This window comes from Acidobacteriota bacterium, assembly GCA_022562055.1.
Lineage (GTDB): Bacteria > Actinomycetota > Acidimicrobiia > Spongiisociales > UBA5794 > BMS3BBIN02.
The window spans coordinates 1-3,900 of the sequence record JADFQA010000071.1 but is presented as its reverse complement, the minus strand read 5'-3'; the positions used below and the strand labels follow the sequence as shown (position 1 = coordinate 3,900).

The 3,900-nt window shown below is 60.7% G+C and carries 4 protein-coding genes; 2 read left to right on the top strand and 2 right to left on the bottom strand.

Annotation, left to right across the window (positions count from 1 at the left end; translation table 11 throughout):
- Window positions 1-232: 232 nt before the first annotated feature.
- Both IIC71_15015 and IIC71_15010 read right to left on the bottom strand, forming a co-directional pair.
- The gene (locus IIC71_15015) at window positions 233-1,006 is read right to left on the bottom strand and encodes an ATP-binding protein (protein MCH7670491.1); all 774 of its coding nucleotides are present in this window, start codon (window positions 1,004-1,006) and stop codon (window positions 233-235) included.
- Window positions 1,003-2,526 carry an IS21 family transposase gene (locus tag IIC71_15010; GenBank protein ID MCH7670490.1) on the bottom strand — a complete coding sequence of 508 codons (1,524 nt, stop codon included), beginning with the start codon at window positions 2,524-2,526 and terminating at the stop codon, window positions 1,003-1,005. Before IIC71_15010 ends, IIC71_15015 begins: the two co-directional genes overlap by 4 nt.
- A 512-nt stretch (window positions 2,527-3,038) precedes the next feature.
- Between IIC71_15010 and IIC71_15005 the strand changes: the two genes are divergently transcribed.
- Window positions 3,039-3,512 carry a sigma-70 family RNA polymerase sigma factor gene (locus IIC71_15005; protein ID MCH7670489.1) on the top strand — a complete coding sequence of 158 codons (474 nt, stop codon included), beginning with the start codon at window positions 3,039-3,041 and terminating at the stop codon, window positions 3,510-3,512.
- Window positions 3,505-3,900: hypothetical protein (locus IIC71_15000; GenBank protein ID MCH7670488.1), on the top strand; the 396-nt coding region annotated here is incomplete at its 3' end. The genes IIC71_15005 and IIC71_15000, both read left to right, overlap by 8 nt.

The following is a 3,900-nucleotide window of genomic DNA, read 5'->3' as shown; positions in this document are numbered from 1 at the left end:
GCTCAGGTTCAAGGGGTCGAAGCAACACTTTGCTGTTGAGCAGACTTTAGAACCTCTGCCATGGCTTCGGCGGGGGTGCGCCATCCGAGGGTTTTGCGTGGTCGGCTGTTGAGGGTGTGGGCGACGGTGTCAATGGCCATTGGTTTCTCCCCATGGGCGGCCATCAGGATTCCCCGCGTACGGCCACGAGATCTCCCCGCGTACGGCCACGAGAATTCCCCACGCGCCGTCCTTAGCTTGGTAGTGGTATCACCCCTTTTCCTTGGGTGGCGTCGGCGAGTCGTATCGATTCGCCTTCGGTGACCACGATGTGGGCATGGTGCATGAGCCGGTCAACAAGGGCCGAAGCAATGTTGTGGTCGATGAGCTGATCAAACCCTGAGGGGTGCAGGTTCGATGACACTGCTACGGAGCGTTTCTCGTAGCAGGCGTCAACAAGCCGGTAGAGGCCCTCTGCTGCGTCTGGGGAGATGGGGAGGAGCCCGATGTCGTCAACAATGACGAGGTCTGCTCTCAGGATCGGTGTGAACGCTCTGGTGATCGTGTCGTCGATACGGTGTCTGCGTATCAACACTCCGAGGTCCTCAATGGAGTACCACACGACGATCAGGCCGTTTTCGATGGCGTGCTGGCCCAGGGCTTCACAGAAATGGCTTTTCCCTGTCCCTGACGGCCCGCACACCACCAGGTTCTCACGCCTGGTCACCCATTCGAGGCTCCGTAACGCCTCTTGGGTGGGGAGAGGGATAGGGCTGCGAGCCGGATCCCAGACGCTAAACGTTTTGCCGGCGGGGAACTTTGCTTTCTTGCGCCGGTTCTCAATGGTGGCCCGGTCTCTGCCTTCGGCTTCAGCAATCAGGAGGATCCGCAGCATCTCTGCGGGGTCCCATCGTTGCGCTTTGGCGGTCAGGAGCACCTCGGGCATCTGCTCGCGAACATATTTGAGGCGTAGCCTGCGACACAACGCGACGAGTTCGTCAAGGACCGGTGTGGCGATCGTCGTCATCGCCGACCGCCATTCCCGCCCCTGTCACCGTTGCCGTTGCTGTTGTCGTTGTTGTCGCCGTAGCGTGACCAGGCGCCGGTGCCGGGTTGGAGAGAGAACCCGACAGGTGGCGAGAACGGATCCTGGCGGCGGGCCGTGACGATCGATTCAACGTCACCCGCAGAGAAACGTCCTACTGTTGCAGCTAGCCCTAACGCTTCGTCAACGACTACCGGATCCCACTCTTTGGTGAGCGCTACGGCGTCACCCATCTTCGTTTCGATGCCCCGTATCCCTTGTGCAGCGGCTTCGATCAGCCACCGCTGGGCGCCCACACCGATCTCGAGGAACGCCGCCTCGAACAGGTTCGTCGCCTTCGGGGTCCGCTCCGGGGTGTCGCGCCGTTCCGGATAGTGGGCATCAACGATGCTTGCTTCGCCTCGGCCAACAACACGATGACGGGCAATCTCGGTAGCAGCATTGTTCACTTCAGCGGTGATCACGATCTCGTCACCCGAGACACGCACCCAGACCCGAGCCCCCATCCATGTGTGGGGCACCGAGTAGCGAGCACCCCGAAACGAGATCGTTGATGACCACGTCACAGCCCGGGTCTCCCCGAACACCGCGGTATACGGCTCAGCAGGCACCTTGTGCATCACTTCGAGCTCCCGCACCAGGCGGTCTGTGGGCCTCTCACCGGTGACGGTGTGGACCCTGGTGTTGAACCGCTCCATTGCTACTACACACGCCTCTTCGAGCTGGTCGAACGACTCGTACTCCTCCAACAGGTTCGCAGCCGTAGGCACCAGATCGGCCTTCGCTATGCGAACAGTTGCCTCCGACCCGCCCTTGGACTCAGGATCAGCAGGCAGACACGTCGTGATCGTCACCCCGTAATAGTGCGCTGCTGCAACGATCTGGGGATTCCTAACCCCCACCCGGGCAATATGGGTATTCGTGACCGTCTTCTCGTTATCGGTCAACGCGTACGTCGGGACCCCGCCGATAATCCGGAAACACCGATCCAGAGCCGAAATCACCGACGGCAGCTTCTTATCCCACATCGGCAGGATCACCCGGAACCGTGACCACGCCAACCACGCACAAAACAGATGCGTCCTGGTACCGCCGATCCTGGGTCCGTCACCGTAATCCCACTGCAACCACAAACCCGGCTCCGTGATCCACGGCTTGTAACCCCGACGATGCTCACGGGTCCAGTCTCCCTTCAACGCAGCCACCACCCGACGCGTCGTACGCTCCGAACCCTCATACCCCATTGCCACGAGCTTGCGATGCACCACATCGGCACGCACCCTGCCCTGAGACAGATCGATCCACTCTGTGATCTTGTCCGAGAACGGATCCGACACCGAACCCCGCCCCAGCGTGGCCACAGGATCCAGCCCCGCGGCCCTCGCTGCGATATAACGGCGCACCGTGCGATGATCCACACCACACAACGCACCAGCCGAACGGAACGACTTCGTCAAATCGTATGCCTCCAATATTTCCATAATCTTCTCCTCAACCAACATGGGCCGGTTCCTCTCAGACTCGATGACCGCTTCCAGCCAGCAATCACAGTCGAATCAGGAACCCAACCCCAAGAACCCTTCCAGAAAACCCCACTACACGCGGGGAATTCTCATGACCGTTCGCGGGGAGATCTCGTGGCCGCCTATGGGGAGCTTCTCATGGCCGCCGTCACATAGGCACACCGGGGGTTTCAGCACTCATTGACGTTCATCGATTCGCATTGTCTCTCAGCAAAACGCGTCCTATGCGCGTCCTGAGACGGTCCACGACGGGTGAGGAAGCCTGGGAAGCTCTCCGGCTGGCTCGGGAGGGCCGTCGAGAACCTCAGATCCCAATGCTGCTGACAGCCTCTCGGCGGACGCTCACCGACCCCAGCGGCCTTCCCGAATGCGAGAATCTCGACGAGTTGATGGCTTGCTACGGACGCTGGACAAGAATTCTTCGTTTGGGTGTCAGCGAAACGTGCACGCAGCGGTGTCTAATACATGACAGCTAATGGGAAAGGGGCAATGTGCATCTTGATTCGCCGGTCGCAACCGACGCCGAGATCTACTGCGAACACGCCGCTGCCTTGATCCGGTTCGCGACAGTGTTGGTGGGGTCCAACGACGCAGCTGATGTCGTTTCGTCTGCTGTCCTCAGATCAATCGGTTCGCCGGGTTGGTCGTCGGTTGAGAACCACAGAAGCTACCTGCATCGGGCAGTGGCGAATGAGGCTCGCAACCTTCATCGGACTGAGTCGAGGAGGCGAGACCGAGAAATGAGAGCCGCTTCCGCTCCGGTTGTTCATCCCCCAGAGATCCATCCCGAAGTCTGGGCTGCCGTGAACCGACTCAGCGTCAGGCAACGGGCTGCCGTGTTCCTGGCGTACTGGGAGGACATGACGGATGACGCAATTGCCGGCTACTTGGGAATCGGTGCCGGGTCCGTGCGACGTCACTTGGCAAGGGCGCGTCGCCATCTGAGGAGAGTGCTCGATGAGTAGCAGCGAGAGGCAGATAGTGCGTGAGGTCTTGGCATCAATGGTCGCCGAGGCTCCTCCACCCATCGACTTCGAGAACCTGTCAGACGTGCGGGTCGTGCAGACGTCCAACCGCCCACGACGATCCCCTCTGATTGCGGCGCTCGTCGGATTCGCAACGGTCGCTGTTGTGCTTGGTGGCGTCATCGCGGTAGCCCAGCGATCCACGACAGATACTGGCGCAGCAGGAAGCGTCTCCGACGCGACCATCTTCCTCGTGCCGACTGCGATCCCTGACGACCTCGAGCTCTCCGTTGCTGAGGCTTCGCCCGACGGCACCGGGTCCACGCAGATCTTCTTGCCCCCAGGCCAAACCACGTGGGCTGAAGGAGACCGAGTGGTGAACATCAAC